Source organism: Sphingomonas sp. P3_C5, assembly GCF_056402635.1.
Genome location: NZ_JBFUHA010000014.1, coordinates 65,487 through 81,549, shown reverse-complemented (window position 1 = coordinate 81,549; position 16,063 = coordinate 65,487). Strand labels below are relative to the sequence as shown.

General features: G+C 65.0%; 9 protein-coding genes. 6 read left to right on the top strand and 3 right to left on the bottom strand.

Annotated features, from left to right (window positions below):
• The first annotated feature begins 44 nt into the window (after nucleotides 1–44).
• The 6 genes from kduD to AC1DVS_RS24430 all read left to right on the top strand — a co-directional run bounded on the left by kduD (nucleotide 45) and on the right by AC1DVS_RS24430 (nucleotide 9,003).
• Nucleotides 45–800 carry a 2-dehydro-3-deoxy-D-gluconate 5-dehydrogenase KduD gene (gene kduD, locus AC1DVS_RS24455; protein WP_478027103.1) on the top strand — a complete coding sequence of 252 codons (756 nt, stop codon included), beginning with the start codon at nucleotides 45–47 and terminating at the stop codon, nucleotides 798–800.
• On the top strand, nucleotides 800–1,807 hold the full coding sequence (locus AC1DVS_RS24450; protein WP_478027102.1) for a sugar kinase: 1,008 nt from the start codon (nucleotides 800–802) through the stop codon (nucleotides 1,805–1,807). The genes kduD and AC1DVS_RS24450 overlap by 1 nt, the downstream gene beginning before the upstream one ends.
• A gap of 64 nt (nucleotides 1,808–1,871) precedes the next feature.
• The gene (locus AC1DVS_RS24445; RefSeq protein WP_478027101.1) at nucleotides 1,872–3,200 is read left to right on the top strand and encodes a methyl-accepting chemotaxis protein; all 1,329 of its coding nucleotides are present in this window, start codon (nucleotides 1,872–1,874) and stop codon (nucleotides 3,198–3,200) included.
• 5 nt (nucleotides 3,201–3,205) lie between these two features.
• Nucleotides 3,206–4,780, top strand: coding sequence for a carboxylesterase/lipase family protein (locus AC1DVS_RS24440; RefSeq protein WP_478027100.1), 1,575 nt, complete (start codon nucleotides 3,206–3,208; stop codon nucleotides 4,778–4,780).
• 3 nt (nucleotides 4,781–4,783) lie between these two features.
• Nucleotides 4,784–5,779: an alpha/beta hydrolase gene (locus tag AC1DVS_RS24435; protein ID WP_478027099.1), complete on the top strand. Its 996-nt coding sequence runs from the start codon at nucleotides 4,784–4,786 to the stop codon at nucleotides 5,777–5,779.
• A 377-nt stretch (nucleotides 5,780–6,156) separates the two neighbouring features.
• Nucleotides 6,157–9,003 (top strand): TonB-dependent receptor, encoded by a 2,847-nt coding sequence (locus AC1DVS_RS24430; protein ID WP_478027144.1) that lies wholly within the window; start codon nucleotides 6,157–6,159, stop codon nucleotides 9,001–9,003.
• 95 nt (nucleotides 9,004–9,098) lie between these two features.
• On the opposite strand, the gene AC1DVS_RS24425 is transcribed toward AC1DVS_RS24430, so the two are convergent.
• Genes AC1DVS_RS24425 through AC1DVS_RS24415 form a run of 3 tightly spaced genes read right to left on the bottom strand, consistent with a single transcriptional unit; the run spans nucleotide 9,099 to nucleotide 16,033 of the window.
• Complete coding sequence (locus AC1DVS_RS24425; RefSeq protein ID WP_478027098.1) at nucleotides 9,099–10,718, bottom strand: family 43 glycosylhydrolase; 1,620 nt, start codon at nucleotides 10,716–10,718, stop codon at nucleotides 9,099–9,101.
• The gene (locus tag AC1DVS_RS24420; protein ID WP_478027097.1) at nucleotides 10,715–12,214 is read right to left on the bottom strand and encodes a DUF885 family protein; all 1,500 of its coding nucleotides are present in this window, start codon (nucleotides 12,212–12,214) and stop codon (nucleotides 10,715–10,717) included. Before AC1DVS_RS24420 ends, AC1DVS_RS24425 begins: the two co-directional genes overlap by 4 nt.
• Before the next feature lie 27 nt (nucleotides 12,215–12,241).
• Entirely contained in the window at nucleotides 12,242–16,033 is a 3,792-nt protein-coding gene (locus AC1DVS_RS24415; RefSeq protein WP_478027096.1) for a LamG-like jellyroll fold domain-containing protein, read from the bottom strand.
• Nucleotides 16,034–16,063 lie beyond the last annotated feature (30 nt).

The window sequence follows — 16,063 nt, the reverse complement described above, 5'->3', positions numbered from 1 at the left end:
CCCCTAACCCCTCCCGCAAGCGGGAGGGGAACAAGGAATAAGAGATGACCAACCCTTTCGACCTTAACGGCAAAGTCGCCATCGTCACCGGTGCCAATACCGGCATCGGCCAGGCGATAGCACTCGCGCTCGCCGCTGCCGGCGCTGACATTGCCGCCGTCGGCCGCACGCCGGCTGAGGAGACCGTCGCCAAGGTTCGCGCCCTCGGACGACGAGCGGAAATCATCTCGGCCGACCTCTCCACCATCGAGCCGGTTCAACGCGTCATCGACGAGACGCTGGCAAAACTCGGCGGGCTCGACATCCTCGTGAACAATGCCGGCATTATCCGCCGCGCCGACGCAGTCGATTTCAGCGAAGCGGATTGGGATGCAGTGATCGATACCAATCTCAAATCGGTGTTCTTCTTGTGCCAGGCGGCAGGCCGTCACATGATCGGCCGGGGCGGTGGCAAGATCATCAACATCGCCTCCATGCTCACATTTCAGGGGGGGATCCGCGTGCCGAGCTACACTGCGTCCAAATCCGGTATCGGGGGGCTGACCAAGCTGCTCGCCAACGAATGGGCGGCGAAGGGCGTCAACGTGAACGCAATCGCCCCCGGCTACATCGCGACGAACAACACTGCGGCGCTCCAGGCCGACGAAACCCGCAACAAATCGATCCTCGACCGCATCCCCGCCGCGCGCTGGGGCGATCCGAGCGATCTCGGCGGGGCGGCGGTATTTCTTGCCTCTTCCGCCGCTGACTATGTCCAGGGCCATATCCTCGCCGTCGACGGCGGATGGCTGGCGCGCTGATGGGCAAGTTCGTTGCATTCGGCGAGGTTATGCTTCGTCTGTCGCCTCCTGGCCGCGAGCTGTTGCTGCAGACGCCGAAGTTCGATGTCTGGGTGGCCGGTGCCGAGGCCAATGTCGCGAGCGGCCTCGCCCGACTTGGCCATGACACGGCAATGGCGAGCATGGTGCCGGACAATGATCTCGGCCGCGCCGCAATCTCTGGCCTGCGCGCCAATGGCGTCGATTGTTCGCGCGTCCAGTTCGGCGGCGACCGGGTGGGGCTCTATTTCGCCACCAACGGCGCCGGCATGCGCGCCACTGAAGTGATTTACGATCGCGCCGGCTCCTCCTTTGCCGAGGCCCCCGCCGACGCCTGGGATTGGGACAGCGTGCTTGCGGGCGCGGATCGCCTGCATCTCTCGGGCATCACCCCTGCCCTCGGACCCGGCCCCGCCAGGGCCGCGATCGCCGCCGCTGAGGCAGCGACCGCACGGGGCGTGGCAGTGTCGTTCGACGGCAATTACCGCGCTCGGCTGTGGGAGCGCTGGGACAGCGACCCACGCGGCATCCTCTCGCAACTCGTCGCCCATGCCGACATCCTGTTCGGCAACCACCGCGACATCTCGTTGCTGCTCGACAAGGATTTCGGCGGCGATGGCGAGGATCGTCGCCGTACCTCGGCTGATGCGGCCTTTGCCGCCTTTCCGAAACTTCAGTTGATCGCGTCGACCGCGCGCCATCTCGAAGACGTCGATCGCCACCGTCTCTCGGCGCGCATCGATGCCCGGCACGGCCACGCCCAGACCGAGGAAGTCGCGCTTTCCGGCATCGTCGATCGCATCGGAGCCGGCGACGCTTTCGCCGCCGGCGTCCTTCATGCGCTCCGCTCCGAGCAGGATATCGAAGCGGCCGCGATGTCCGGCCTTGCGCTAACTTGCCTCAAGCATTCGCTCCCGGGGGACGCGAGCCTGTTCGGTGCGCGCGACGTGGAAGCATTTCTGAAGGGTGGGTTCGACGTGCGCCGATAAGCGTAAAGCAACGGCGTCACGAGCTTCGAGAATCCGCCCCGAAAATTGGGGGGATGGTATGGAAATGATGACGGGAACCTTCGTCGAACCGGAGGCAGCTGGCCCTCGCGTCGGGGATTTGCGGCAGGCCTATTCGATTGGCGACGATCTGCAGAACGGGCTCGGCGAGCTCTGGGCAGTTATCAATCCGCACATTGAGGAAGTTGTGCGCGGCCTGCTCGCCCGTCGCCTGAGCGCTGGCGAGGCGATCGACGAAGCGCTGCTCCAAAGCCGAATTGCTTATGCACGCGGCAAGCTGGCCGAGCCGATCGATCAGGCCTGGGTCGACCGGATCGTTGCTGAGGGCGACCGGATCGCGGCGCGTGATATGGACTTCAACGTGATCGCAGCTTCGATGCTGACTGCGCAAACGCGGATTCATGGGCTTATATTCGAACTGGTGAAGGATAGCGCCAAGCTCGAGCGCCTGACCCGTGCGTCGCAGCAGCTCGCAGTGATTGAAGTGGAGATCATCGTGAGCCGCCTCGTCGCAATCGCGCGCCGCAATACGCGTGAGGCGGTGCAGCTCGCCGCCGCCGGGGCAAAGAGCGAGATGGGTGCGGTGATCGCCGACACCGCCCGGGCCAGCCGGGACATCGTTCGCTTCGCCGAGCAGACGGCGCGGGGCGTCTCGGCGATGACGGCGCCGGTGGCCGAGGTGGCATCCGCCGCCGAGCAATCGGCGACCGCGATGGAGACCTCCGCCCGCGACACCGCACGCCTACTCGGCGCGATCGAAGGTGCCCGGCAGGATGCGGCGGCGGCCGCCGAGGTTGCCGGAAAGGCCGATGCCCTTGCGATCGAGGGTATGGAAAGCGCTTCTGCGCTGGCGAACCATGTCGCGACCATCGAATCGATTATCTCGCTCATCGACGGGATCACCGCCCAGACCCGCCTGCTTGCGCTGAACGCGACGATCGAGGCGGCTCGCGCCGGCGAAAGCGGCCGGGGTTTCGCAGTCGTGGCGAACGAAGTCCGCACGCTCGCCGATCAGGCTGCGACGTCGACAGGGGCAGTCACCTCGACGGTTCGGGAAATCCAGAAGGCGACTGAAATCACCACCGCGACCAATCAGGCAACGCTCGGCATCGTTACCGAGATGCTCGGCCGGACCGAGCGCGTCTCAGCCGCGATCGATGCGCAGCTCGCCACCGTCACCGGAATCCTTGCCTCGATCGACGAGACATCGCTCGCCGCGCGCGACATCGCGCGGCTGATCGGCGGTATCAGCGCACGGATCGGCGAGGTCGCCTCGGAAGCGCGCAGTGCCGGCCAGATGGCCGAGGAAGCCGGGCAGTCGCTGGTGCGGATGGAAGCCACCATGGGGCAATTTCTGCAGCGCGTTACGGAGTAGAGGCGATGGCGAGTACGGGTGAGATAGATCGGCGTACCCTTCTGGCGGGCGCCGGCGCCCTGATGGCCACCCTGCCCGCCCAGATTGGATACGCCAGGAGCTCAGGGGTGCTGGTCGAGGGGCCCGCGGGTCGTTTTGCCGGGGCGATCGAGAATGGAGTCCGTGCCTTTCGCGGCATCCGCTATGGTCGTGCCGAGCGCTTCAAGGCGCCGACACGCGAAAAGCCGACGCGCGAGATCGTCCGGGCAGTGAGCTTTGGCCCGGTCGCCCCGCAAAAGGACGATCGCTACGGCGTCGGCAGCGAGGACTGTCTGTTCCTCAATATCTGGGCCGCCGGCACCCATCCCGCCGCCAGGAAGCCAGTGATGGTCTACATTCACGGTGGCGCCTATTCGAATGGCAGCAGCACCGATCCGCTCAACGATGGCCAGGCCCTGGCAGCGCGCGGCGATGTCGTGGTGGTGACGGTCAATCACCGGCTCAACGCCTTTGGCTATTTGTATCTGGCACGTCTCGATCCGCGCTTCGGCGACAGCGGCAATGCGGGCCAGCTCGACCTGATCCTCGCGTTGCAATGGGTGCGCGACAATATCGCTGCCTTTGGTGGCGATCCGTCGCGGGTGATGGTGTTCGGCCAATCGGGTGGCGGGGCCAAGATCGCGACGATGATGGGAATGCCGGCCGCAAAAGGTCTGTTCCACCGCGCGGCGACGATGAGCGGACAGCAGGTCACCGCCTCGGGACCGCTCAACGCTACGGCAAGAACCCGGGCTTATCTCGCGAAACTGGGGGTTTCCGAACATGATCTGGCGCCGCTGCTCGCGATGCCGGTGGCGAAGCTGGTAGACGCGCTCGACGCGACTGATCCCATCCTCGGCGGCGGCGTCTATTTCGGCCCGGTGCTGGATATGAAGTGGCTGGTCCGCCACCCCTTCTGGCCCGATGCCAATCCGCAATCGAACGCGATCCCGATGCTGCTCGGCAATGTTCACGACGAGACCCGCGCGTTCATTTCGCCTGATCTGCCAAAGGTGAAGACGCTCAACTGGGACAATCTGGCCGAGCGCATGGCGCCGGAACTGCGCATCGATGTGCTGCCTGAATGGGTGGTGCGCGAATATCGCGCGCATTTCCCGGACTGGTTGCCGACCGACGTCTTTTACGCCGCCACCACCGCCGGGCGGAGCTGGCGCGGCCAGGTGATCGAAGCCGAGGCTCGGGCGCGAGCGGGCACCCGGTCCTGGGTCTATCAGGTCGATTTCACCTCGCGCACCGACCCTCGGCGTGGCGCCTTCCACACCATGGATATCCCGCTTGTGTTCGGCACGCTCGACGCGAAGGGCTCGCAGACCGGCACCGCAGCTGATGCCCGCGCCGCCTCCGCCGCGATGCAGGACAGCTTCATCGCCTTTGCAAAGACGGGGAACCCGAACCATGCCGGCCTGCCGACATGGCCGGTCTACGATCTTGCCAGGCGCTCGACGATGATCTTCGACACGCGCAGCCATATCGAGAATGATCCACGCAAATGGCAGCGCGAGCTGTTCGCGCGCATCCCCTATATCCAGCCCGGGACCTGAGCCATGATTGATCGCCGCACCGCCATTGCTGGAACCCTGGGCGCGATCCTCGCGGCAGGCGCGGAAGCGCAAACCGCACCGCCGACGGTGCCAGGCAAGCCTCTGCCGCTCGGCCTGCCGCAGCCGCACGAGACGATCGATCTCTGGCCGAAAGGCGCGCCGGGCATGCCGGCCAACCCGCCGGTCGAGACGGTCACCGAACGCAGCACCGACACGGCAGCCAATGATCGCGCCGTGACGGGCATCAGCCGGCCGCGCCTCGTCGTGTTCCGGCCGCGCGTTGCCAATGGCGCAGCTATCCTGCTCATTCCGGGCGGGGGCTATCAGCGGGTGGTGATCGACAAGGAAGGCTATGAGCTGGCGCGCTGGTTCACCGTGCGCGGTTTCACGGCATTCGTGCTCTTCTATCGCCTGCCCGGCGATGGCTGGGCGGCCGGCCCCGATGTTGCGCTATCCGATGCGCAGAGGGCGATGCGGCTGATCCGGTCGCGGTCGCGCGACTATGCGATCAAGCCCGAGGCGATCGCCTCGATCGGTTTTTCAGCGGGTGGGCATCTGAACGCTGACCTCGTCGCGCGCTTCGATGCGAAGACCTATGCCCCGATCGACGACGCGGACACGCTGTCCGCGCGGCCGATCGTGTCGGCTCTGGTCTATCCGGTTGTGTCGATGCGGGCGCCGCTCGCTCATGCCGGGTCTCGCACTCTGCTGGTCGGCAAGGCGCCGTCGCCGGAGCTCGAGGATGCGCATTCGCCCCATCTCCATGTTCAGCCGAACAGCCCGCCCTGCTTCCTGGCAGCGGCCGAGGATGATGAGACGGTGCCGGTCGAGAACACGCTGCTGATGCGGGCCGCGCTGAAAGCGGCGAAGGTGCCGGTCGAGACGCATCTCTTCACCAATGGCGGCCACGGCTTCGGCCTGCGCCGGGCATTCGGCAAGCCGGCCGAGATCTGGCCTGAGCTCTTCCTCAACTGGGCGGCGACGCAAGAGTTCGCTTGATCGCTACGCGATAGGGAGCTTTGCTTGATCGCTACGCGATTGGGACGAATTCGCCTGATTTCTCAAGGCTGATTCCGCAGCATCTTGACAGCCGGGATGGTTCACGACACATTCCATGACACCGGTTACCATTCAACGAGAATCGGATCAGAATAGCACCGACTTGGTCGGGCAATTTGGGGACGAAAGCTGAAGGTGCCACATTTCCAACCGGGATCCCGATCGAGACGGGCCTGCCATGTGCGGGCGTCTGCGGAGGACACCGGTATCATAACAATCGAGGACCGCGATGGCGGCGCAAAGACCAAGGGGATGTCATGACTGTTCGTAACGTATCACGCGCTCGGCGCCACCGGGCCCTGTTGACCGCCAGATTGATGGGTGCCGCGTCGCTCCTCGCCCTGAGCGGCGGGGTCGCGCATGCACAGGATGCCTCGCCTGCGCCGGCTGCCGCGGACCCCGCTGCCCAGGCAACCCCGGACGGCGCGCAGGATATCGTCGTGACCGGCTATCGGCGGTCACTCGAAAAGGCGCTCAACCTGAAGCGCGAATCTGTTTCCGCTGTCGATGCCATCGTCGCCGAGGACATCGCCAAATTCCCTGACCAGAATCTGGCGGAATCGCTGCAGCGTATTCCTGGCATTTCGATCCAGCGCGATGGCGGCGAAGGGCGCGCGATCACCGTGCGCGGTCTCGGCGCGCAGTTCACGCGCGTCCGGGTCAATGGGCTCGAGACGGTCGCCACCTCATCGGACGGCGCGAGCGCAAACCGCGACCGCGCTTTCGACTTCAACGTGTTCGCGTCGGAGCTATTCAGCAGCCTGGTCGTCCACAAGACCGCCGAACCCTCGCTTGATGAAGGTTCGCTTGGCGCAGTCGTCGATCTCAACACCGGCAACCCGCTTGCCGGCAAGGCCGGGTTCACTGGTGTCGTCAGCCTGCAGGGATCGTATAACGATCTTTCGAAGAATGTCGGACCGCGCGCCGCCGGGCTGCTCAGCTGGCGCAACGATGCGGGAACGTTCGGCGTCAATTTCTCCGGCGCCTATTCAAAGACCAATACGCTGGAACTCGGCAACAACTCGGTTCGCTGGGCGCAGGCCTATTTCAACTCGGTCAACGGCACCAAATGCTTCTATTCGGTGCCCGCCGCGACCGGCGGCGTGCCGGTCGACTTTAGCGGCAAGAATTATCGCCCGAGCGCCGCGTGCGACGCGGCTGCGCTGTCGTTCCACCCGCGCATCCCGCGGTACGGCATCGTGCGGCATGATCGCGAGCGGCTGGGCCTGACGGGCTCGATTCAGTTCGCACCGAGCGATAGCACCAAGATCTCGATCGACGGGCTCTATTCGCGCTTCAAGGAAACCCGCGAGGAGAAGTGGCTCGAGGTGCTCGCGCGCTCCAACGAAAAGGGGATCGACGTCGTCAATCCCGCCTATGATTCCAACGGCAACATGATCTCCGCGACGTTCAACAACGCCTATGTCCGCACCGAGCATTATCTGCGCCAGTCGACCACCGAATTCTATCAGCTTGGCGGCAACTGGGACCAGAAGGTAACCGATACGCTGCGCTTCACGCTGCTGGGCGGGCTTTCGAGATCAACGGCAGAGATCCCGATCGAGACGACGATATTGTTCGACAATCGGACGGCATCCGGCTTCAAATATGATTATTCGAACATGGCCACACCGGTGCTGAGCTATGGCATCGACGTCAACAATCCGGCGAACTTCCAGCTCGCCGAGATCCGCGACCGCCCGTCGAGTGTCGTCAACCGGTTCAAGACAGCGCAGCTGCGCACCGAATGGGACGTGGCCGACGGCTTCCAGATCAAGGCCGGCGGCGTTTGGCGGCGGTTCAACTTCGACGCCAAGGCGTATCTGCGCGACACCGCCGTGTGCGGCACCAGCGGCCCCGATCTCGTGCTCGGCACGCTGGCTTGCTCATCCACCGTCTATGGTTTCCCGGTGACGGCGGCGCTCGCCGATAGCGTCAGCCTGGGTGATGCCGGGCAGCCATCCGGCACGACCAGCCAGTTCGTCGTCGCCAATCTTCCTGCAACCACAGCCTTCACCAAGCTTTACAGCCGTACCGCCGCGCCGGACGTGGGCAACATCCGCTCGGTGCAGGAGACGACCTCGGGCGGGTATCTCGAGTTCGACGTCAAGGGCGAGCTCTTCGGCCTTAAATATGCCGGCAATGCAGGCATGCGCTATGCCCATACCGACCAGCGATCCACCGGCATCCTCAGCGGCCTGACCGTCACGGTCGCACGCAGCTATGACGACTGGCTGCCGTCGTTCAACATCGCCTTTTATCCGACCCACGACATCATCATCCGCGGCGCAATCGCCAAGGTGATGACGCGGCCGACATTGGGTAATCTGACACCGGGCGGCTCGATCGACGGGTTCAACTACAAGATCAGCTACGGCAACCCGCTTCTCGAGCCCTATCGGGCGACGAACTTCGATCTCGGCATCGAATGGTATTTCGCGCCGCAGTCAGTGGTTTCGGTCGCCTTGTTCCAGAAGAACGTCAACAGCTTCCCGGTAGCGGCGACCTATACCTCGACGCTCGCCGGTGCCGGCCTGACGCGCGACGCGCTGCCGCCAAGCTCGCCCGCGTATATCGCCAATGACCCGTCGCAGATCTATACCGTCAGTGCCAACGTCAACGGCACCGGCGCGAAACTGCAGGGTGTCGAGGTTGCGCTGCAACTGCCCTTCACCTTCCTGCCGGGCATCCTGAAGCATACCGGGTTCCAGGCCAACGCGACCTTCATCAAGTCTACCGCCAGCTACCGGATTACCGGCCCGGCGATCAACGCGTGCACCCGCGCGACCGCCGCCGCGGCCTGCACACTGAATGGGGTTCCGGCGGACTATACCAGCACGTTGCTGGGGGTGTCGAAGCGGGCCGCCAACGCCACGCTCTATTATGACGACAACATCTTCAGCGTGCGTGGCTCGATCAGCTATCGCGGACCGTTCGTCGACTCGACCAGCGCCACCAGCAACATTTTCGAGGGCTATGGTTCCTACACCAGCTTCGACGCCTCGGTGCGCTACAAGGTGAACCAGCACATCGAGCTGTCACTCGACGGCAACAACCTGACCGACACCTATCGCTATCGCTTCAACGATGTGACGGCGGAACGGAACTACGAGAACAACCATTTCGGCCGCACGATCCTGTTCGGCGCCCGCGTGAAAATCTAACCCCGCCTCCCTTGACGGCAAACTTAACCGGACGTCGCCCAAGCGGGCGGCGTCCGTTTCTTTTGGGCCCCTGCTCAGGCGGCGCCGAGCTGAAATTACAGCGCGCGATAGACGAAATCGCTGAAGCGCGCCGTGCCCACACCTGCCGAATAGAGGCCGGGCCGGAGCATCAGGAAGCCGTTGCGGACATTGTGATGATAGCCGGAAACTTCCATGCCGCGATCGAACCGGTGCCAGGTCTTTCCGCCGTCACCGCTGGTGTGGATGGCGACGATGTGGCGCTTGTTGGCGATCCTCATCCGCATCCTCCGGCCATGCGGATTAGCTGGCCGGCCGCGCTCGATGCCGTATTGGTGGGTGACGAACCGGTGCTCGTCGAAACCCAGGCCGCAATAGAGCTTCTCGTCATAGAAGAGGACGAGGCCGGCGGTGCCTCCCGGCGCGATCTCGATATCGCACTCGAATTCATAGGCGAGGTCGCCCGCGATCACCAGCAGCGGCGAGGAGTCGGAAGGCGCGGTCCCGCTTGCCTTCAGGAGTAGCGCACCGCCGGCGACGCTTGCGCGCTCGCTTTCATCAGCGCGGGGTTTAAAGAAATTCCATTTCCGGCCGAGCGCGAGGCTGCGAAAATCATCCGATAGTGGCTGGCCGTGCGGCAGCGACTGGCCGCCTTTGGGTTTGGCGATCGGCATCGACAGATCGCCGCCGGTCATCCTGAACCAGCCATCGTCAGTCCAGCTGATCGGATCGAGCAATGCCTGGCGGCCAAGTGTCCAGAAGCCATTCTCATAGCCATGATAGAGCGACCACCAACTGCCGTCCGGCGCCTCGACCAGCGAGGCGTGGCCACGCGACCACCATTTCTCTGCCGTATCGACGGTGCGGACGAGCGGGTTGTGCGGGCAGTTCTCCCACGGGCCGCGAAGCGTTCGGGATCGCGCCGCGATGACCATATGGCCGGTGGGCGGGCCGGCGGTGCCCCCCACCGCTGTGATCATGTAGAACCAGCCGCCATGCCGAACCAGTTTCGGCCCCTCGGGTGAAAAGCCCTCGACATCCCAGTCTTCAGGATAATGCCACGGATCATAGACGTGTTCGACCGCACCGACTGTGGAGAGGCCGTCGTCGCTGAGGCGAATCCGGTCACCGCCCGACAGGAAAAGCCAGCGCGTGCCGTCCTCGTCAGCGACATGGCAGGGATCGATATGGTTGTGCAGGCCGAGATCGATTGGATCGCTCCAGGGGCCGTCGATATGGTCGGCCCAGATCACCCAGATCGAATTCGGGGTCGCCTTGGCCGGGATATAGATGAAATAGCGATTACCGTGCTTGGCGAGCGACACTGCCCAGACCGAGCCGATTTTCCGGGTCAAAGCAGCGGTGCGAGGCTGCCAATTCACCAGATCGCGCGAATGCCAGATCGGTACGCCCGGATAGGAATCGAAGCTGGAGAAGCTCATATAATAATCGTCCCCGTCCTTCAGGATCGCGGGGTCGGGGTGATCGCCGGAGAGCACGGGGTTGAGGAATCGGCCGTCGCCGAGATCGGCGACGCGCTGGTTGTCATAGCCGCGCCGCCAGTCGGTCTGGCGGCGTGCCGCAGCCGGCGCTTCGGCTGCGGCAGGTCCAGTGCCGATCAGCGCCGCGGCGGTGCCGACGAAAGCGGCGCCGAACGCATCGCGCCGGCTGATCCCGCTGGATTCCTGTTCAGTCATGAGGGCACCTTGTTGCGATGGAGGAAATCGAAATGCTCGATGCGCCGTCGTCCCGGATCGAGCACCGCGCGGTGAAAGGCGATGCGGTGCGGCGCCCGGGCTGCTCCGTCCGCGATCGCCAGCCAGTTGAGCGCCTCGGCAGCGCGCACGCCGGGCTCGACGCAGACCCGGTCGATCTCGCTGTCGAACGACGCGAAATAGGCCGGCTCTCCCTGGATCTCTCGCAGCGTGTGCAAGGCCTTGTCGACCGACCAGCCTCTGATGTGGATACCGGTATCGATCGCCGCCCTCGCGATCCGGAACAACAGCCAGTGCAGATGGCCGAGCAAGGCGAGGTCGTCGCCATCAAAGGCGTCCTGTTCGGCGGCAAGCTGCTCGGCATAGACCGCCCAGCCCTCGGCAAAACCGGACGCATATTCGATCCTCAGAGGATGCGGATCAGCGCGTTGCTCGATCGGCATCTGGATCATGTGACCGGGCAGCAGCTCGTGATGGACGACACTCGCCAGGCTCCAGTTTGGGCGGCGGCGGATATCGGCGAGGTCTACGAAATAGACGCCTGACTTGCCCGGTGCGGCGACGACGCGGTAACCCTGACGGCGCTCAGCCTCATCCTTGGGCGACATCCGCCGGGCGCTGACATCCAGGCATTCGCGGGGAACGGTGCCGAACGACGCCGGCAAGCGGGCACGGGCCCGGTCCAGCCAGCGGTTCATATCTGCCACCGCGCGATCTCGCCCCGCATCATTGTCGGGATAGAGCCATTTCTCTTGGCGATAGAGTGCCACGATCCGCTCGCCGACCGCGCCGCGCGTCAGCCCGAGGCGCCGCAGGATTGTGTCAGCGCGAGCATGGAGCGCGCGCGCGGTGTCGATAAAGCGCTGATGCGCGGCGGCCGGGTCGATCTGCTCACCAGACTGGCGTTCGAGCATGAGGGCGAAATAGGTCTCGCCGTCACGCAGCCGCCCAACGCCGGGCGTGGCACTGCTTTTGGACCCCAGCCCCTCGATCACCGACGCCTGACGCATCATCGCCGCTTTGACCTCGACGTCGCGCGACGTGGCGGCATTGCGGACAGCGGCAATCGTGCGGCCAAGAAGGAAGGTTGGCAGCACAACGCCGCTCGCCGCATCCGCCGAGATCGCTGCACTATCGGCATCGATCTTCGCGGGCGTCACGCCTGAATCGCGCCAGGCGCCGCTCGTCAGGCTGACGGAATAAGGGCTGCGGCCAAGCCTGCCGAATGCGAAGGCCCGGGCAAGCTGCGTGTCGATCGCCAGCCCCGATCGCACCGTCAGGAGATCGAGCGCCGATGGCAGCGTTAGCGAGGCGGACGAGAAGGATTTGAGGCGATCGAGCTTCGCCTCCGGGGTCGCGTTGCCGAGCCCATCGAGTGCGGCACGAAGCGCGCGGTCGTCCGATGCCGCCGCAAAGGCGGGCACCCGCGCCATCAGCGCCGCGGATGCGCCGGCCGCGAGGAGCTCGCGGCGGTTCACTGGGCTATCGCGCGCACATCGCGCGGCTTATCGAGGCAAGGAGACGACATTGTTCAGCATCGTCGTCTCAGGCGCATTTTCCGCCAGCGTAACGCGGACGCGCAGGCCCGCAGTGCCACCGGCCGGAATCGTCAACCGCACCTGCGCTGTCTTCGGCAACAGGTCGCGCGGCGCGGCAAGGGCGGGCACCGCGGCAGTGGCAAGCACCTTCCCCGCGCTGTCTTCAAGCCTCGCCGTGCCACCGGCGACATCGAGCGCGCCGAGGCTGTGGACTGTGACGGTAACCGCCCGTCCCTTCACCACCACATCGTCGGCCCCGATGCCGAGATCGGCGCGCTGGTCTGTCGGCGCACCGGCCTTGACCAATGTGAATTCGAGAGTCGTTGCACCCGGCGCGAAATCGACCGGCACCGATGCGCTGCGCTCGAGATCGAGCTCGCGCTCGCCGCCTGGGCCTTTCATCTTCCAGCGCCCGGCCGCGACATTCCAGGCCGACATATCGGCATGCTGCGGCCGATCGCCGACATTATGAGCGATAACCTTGAAGTGATCGGGCGTCGCGCCAGGCACGAGAATCGCGACCTGCTCGGCGCCGCCGGCCTCAGCGAACCGCCAGCTCACCGTGTTGCCGGGCCAGGTCTGGTTCCGCCGCAGCGCGATGCCGCCGAGGCGTTCGCGCTGGAGGATCTCATTGGGCTGGTCGACGCGGTCGGACCACCAATGGCCCTCGGTGTACATGTACATGTGCTGGCTCTTGTCGGCGATCGCGTCGGCGTGGAGCGCCTCGAGCCATTTGGCGTCGCCAGTCTGGTTCCAGGCGGAGTAGCGCTCGAACGCGCCACCATCATCGGCCTTGTCGACCAGCTTCTTGCCCCAGTCTTTGGCATGGCCGAGCACATCGACGACATTCTCGTTGAGATCCGACAGCGAGCCCGGGCCGCTCTTCGCTGTGCGCCCTAGCACGGGCCGCAGATATTTCTCGTCCCCGGTGAAGCGCCACGCTGCCCAGGCCGATTGCAGCGGTGTCGAGACGCCGCCGCCATCGCCGACACGCTCGGCATCGGTGCGCCAGTTGATCTCGTTGGGGTAGCTCCAGTTGCCTTGCGCATCCTGCTTGCCGTGCGCCATCCAGCCATCGATCACCCCCGTCACAAGCCCCCGCGCGGTCGGGTTGGCGTTGTAGAGGCCCATCAGGATCGGCCCGTGCATCACAGTGAAGCTGTAAGGCTTCTGCCACTCCCACGCGCCCTCGCGGTAGATCTTGCGGCCGCCATACCAGTTTGAGACGAAGTGCATGTGCCCGGCTGGATTGGGCTGGATCACGCCGGTCAGCGCCCTGGTCGTCGCCATCAGCCGCTCGACCGATTTGGGCTCGCCCCAGTTCAGGTAGAGCCGTGCGGCGTCGCTGTTGAGCCCCTCCTCATAGGCATGGAGCTCGTCAGTGGTGATCGTGCCCAGCCCGTTGGTGCGCATGCCGTTGGTGTAGACCGCGTCGGAGAGCGCGCGGAGCGAGGCATTCACCTTGTCGGGCTCAACTCCCATTAGCGCGAGGCCAGGCCATTGCTGGGTCAGGTCGACATCGTCGGAGATGCCGCCGCCGAAATCGCCATAGGGCACCTGGCGCTTGTCGATCCACCAGTCGGCGAACTGTTTGACCAGCTTCAGGTCCTCAAGCTGGCGGAAGGCCCAGAGCGGCACGCCGGCGGGCGGGGTCGGCTGAGTGAAGGGCGGAAAGCCGGTCGCGCCATAGCTGATATCGGCCCAGTAGCGCCGCGCCTCGAGATTGTCGGGATCGACGCGGAACAGATCAGTGATGTCGCCATAGAGGCGGCGGAACAGGCCTTCGCGCTTGGAGGCGGTATGTTCCTCGACGAGGAAGCCCCAATTGTCTTTCACCTGGTTGAAGCGGTCGGCAATATGCTCGGGGAGTGCGGCGGCGCGGTCCTTGAAGACCAGGCGGATGTTCATCCCGTCGAGCGAATTGGCGCCGAAATCGGACGCGGCGGAGGCGATAGTCAGGAACAGACTGTCAGCCGTCAGGATGCGGTCGCGCAGATCGAGCCACAGCGTTCGCTTCTCGCCAGGGCGCACCGAGACCGATACGTCGATCATGTCGCGGCCGGGCCAGATTGGGTCCTTGATACGGATATTGAGCGGGATGAGCCCGTCCTTACCCGGTGTCGCCTTCAGCGCCGGGACATCCAGCGCGATGCCGTCGAGCCCGTCATGGACATTCTCCCAGCCATAGTTCCAGGCGCGGGCGAGCGGCTTGCCGGGCAGAGCGTCGCCAAAGCCTGAGGGGATCAGGATATGGACGACCGGCGCGGCATCTTCGCCGCGGATTGCTGCGGTCGCAGCTGCAGCATTTCCCGCCCCGGCCGCAGCACGACCGGCGGACGCGCCTGCCGGCAGCGCGACCACGGTGGTGCGCTCATCGGCCGGATAGCGGCCGGCGATATAGGTGTTGAGCGAAGCGAGCGCTGCATAGGCTGGCGCCGCGTTCGACTGCACCGTGTAGCTGAGCTTGAACGAGCCCTCGGGTTCAGCGCCCTTGTCCACGTCGTAGGCCCAGATTTCCTGGATCGGCGTCTCCTGCGCCACATTGGCAAAGCGCAGCCTGCCGCCGGTCTTCTCGGTGAAGCTGTCGACACTGCGGACTTCGCCGGACGGGCGCTTCGCGAGTGGGTTGTAGGCCGCGCCGTCTGCCGAATAGCTCAGCGTACCGTAGGCTGCGCCGCGAATCTCGATCCGGTTGAAGCGCTCGCCGGCGGGCACCGTCAGGTCGTAATTCTTGCCGCCTTCGACATAGGTGTTCCAGTCCGGCAGCTCGAAATAGTCATCGCGGCCGGGCAGGCGCGAACGGTTGTAGACGCCGGGCCAGGTCGTCTCGGCGATGCCATCGACGCCTTTCCACATCCATTCCTTCAAATCCTTCGCATCGGAGAACTCGACCTTGCGGATGCGGGTTGGGTCGCTTGCCAACACCGGCGGCGACGCGGCATCCCAGCCGAAGCGGTGCAACCATTCGACACGGCGGGCCGACTCAGCGGGTGCCTGCGCGGGCGTTGGCTCGCGGTTCTCCGCCAGCGCGGCGACGTCCGCTCCTTCGAGCATATGATCATAGACGCGGATCTCGTCGACATCGCTGCCGCGCATGAAGTTATAGCGGCTCTGAACCTGATGCGGCGAGATGATGCGGCCGGCGAGGCCGAACTGGTCGAGCCCGGCATCGAGATCAGCCTTGCCGTCCTTGCGCGCGACCTCCTTGCCATCGACGAACAGGCGCACGCCGACCGCCTCGTCCCAAGCGAAGGCAATATGCTTCCACTGGTCGGCGGCGGGGAACTGGTCGATGCGAAAGGACACCCGGCTTCGCGCCAGGTTCGCGTCGGTGACGAAGGCGTCGAAGCCGTGCCCGTTCCAGTCGATCCGGAGGAACGCCATGTCCCAGCTTGTGTGATCGGCAAAGCCGGCGCGGAACAGGACGAACGGCGCTTCGCCAACCGGGGTGCGTGGCCGCCAGAAGAAGGAGAGCGTGCCGCGTTGCGCATAGATGTTGCCGGGCGCGCGCCAGGCGACATAGCCGCCATCCTGCCACTGGATCGCGCCGCCGGATTTGCCGGTCGGCACGATGGCGACGTCGCTCTGGAAATTGGGCACCGCGTCGCCGCCGGCGGTCTCAGCGGCGAGGCTCTTGTCGGCGGAGGCTCGGAACAGCAATCCCGTCGGATCCGGTGCCGCACAGGCGGGCGCGATCGCGCCGAGCGCGACCGACACGCTCAAGGCGACCTTCAAGGATGTGCGAAAGGCCTGATTCACGCGCTGCTCTCCTGACGGCAAGCGATTATC

Excerpts from the sequence above, each read along its gene's own strand:
- kduD (WP_478027103.1), top strand. The coding sequence starts at position 45 with ATGACCAACCCTTTCGACCTTAACGGCAAAGTCGCCATCGTCACCGGT.
- AC1DVS_RS24450 (WP_478027102.1), top strand. The coding sequence starts at position 800 with ATGGGCAAGTTCGTTGCATTCGGCGAGGTTATGCTTCGTCTGTCGCCT.
- AC1DVS_RS24445 (WP_478027101.1), top strand. The coding sequence starts at position 1,872 with ATGATGACGGGAACCTTCGTCGAACCGGAGGCAGCTGGCCCTCGCGTC.
- AC1DVS_RS24430 (WP_478027144.1), top strand. The coding sequence starts at position 6,157 with ATGGGTGCCGCGTCGCTCCTCGCCCTGAGCGGCGGGGTCGCGCATGCA.
- AC1DVS_RS24425 (WP_478027098.1), bottom strand. The coding sequence starts at position 10,718 with ATGACTGAACAGGAATCCAGCGGGATCAGCCGGCGCGATGCGTTCGGC.
- AC1DVS_RS24440 (WP_478027100.1), top strand. The coding sequence starts at position 3,206 with ATGGCGAGTACGGGTGAGATAGATCGGCGTACCCTTCTGGCGGGCGCC.
- AC1DVS_RS24435 (WP_478027099.1), top strand. The coding sequence starts at position 4,784 with ATGATTGATCGCCGCACCGCCATTGCTGGAACCCTGGGCGCGATCCTC.